At 58.8% G+C, this 1,070-nt stretch carries 1 protein-coding gene; it reads left to right on the forward strand.

Going from position 1 to position 1,070, the window contains the following annotated elements; all coding sequences use genetic code 11:
* The first annotated feature begins 31 nt into the window (after positions 1-31).
* Positions 32-1,048, forward strand: coding sequence for an IS481-like element ISBcen24 family transposase (locus AP428_RS36520; protein ID WP_011548482.1), 1,017 nt, complete (start codon positions 32-34; stop codon positions 1,046-1,048).
* The last annotated feature ends 22 nt before the right edge of the window (positions 1,049-1,070 follow it).

Genomic DNA, 1,070 nt, shown 5'->3' on the forward strand with positions numbered 1-1,070 from the left:
CTAATATGGGACGATGGAGCGCGAAATCTCGATGCGATTACGTTGGGTGCGCATGTATCACGAGACCGGCAACGCCGGTCTCGTGTGCACGCGTTGTGGCATCTCCAGGCCGACGCTTCGCAAGTGGCTGCGCCGCTACCAGGAGGCGGGAGAAGAAGGTCTTCGCTCTCAAAGCCGTCGCCCTCTGACCAGCCCGAATCGAAAGGTCTCTGACGCTGATCGGGCAACGATTCTTCGCCTGCGGGCCGAGCGCAAGGGGGCACGGCGGATTCAGAACGAATTGCGTCTGAACGAACAAAGAGAACTGTCCCTTGCGACCATTCACAAGGTCCTGTGCGAAGCGTTGGTGAAGCCGTTGGTTCGCCCCAGGAGGCCGGCACAACCGAGGCGCTACAGCCGTCCAGTTCCCGGAGACCGCGTCCAGATGGACACGATGAAGATTGCACGAGGCGTCTACCAGTACACGGCCATCGACGACTGTTCACGCTTTCGTGTGCTGGCCGTCTACCCCCGTAGAAATGCCCGAAATACGCTGTTTTTCCTTGATCGCGTCATCGAGGAGATGCCGTTTCCGATTCAACGTATCCAGACCGATCGCGGCGGTGAGTTCTTCGCTGAATCCGTGCAGCGGCGCCTGATGAACGAGTGCATTAAATTCCGGCCAATTCCACCACGCTCGCCGCACCTCAATGGCAAAGTTGAACGTTCGCAGCTTACTGACCTGAACGAATTCTGGTTCCACCATGCCCCGACAGAGCGGGCAATCGACTTGCGAATCGAAGAGTGGCAGTTCGACTACAACTGGCGTCGGCCACACGGCTCACTCGGTGGAAAGACTCCGGTTGACCGCATTGCGGAGCTGGGTGAAATCACACCTCTCGCGGAAGCGGTGGAAGGTGCGTACGACGAGCGGAAAGAGCGAATTCGACACCGCGAATGGCGGGTCGACAAAATCCTCGGCGAACATCATCGGCGCGCGTCGGAACCCGTGTTCCCTACGGGCGCCACGGGTTCCGACGCGCCAAAGAAACGGCCTTCAAAAAAGTGAAACGATGTCTGCGAATCGCACA

Source organism: Burkholderia sp. E168m22, assembly GCF_001319805.1.
GTDB lineage: Bacteria > Pseudomonadota > Gammaproteobacteria > Burkholderiales > Burkholderiaceae > Burkholderia > Burkholderia orbicola.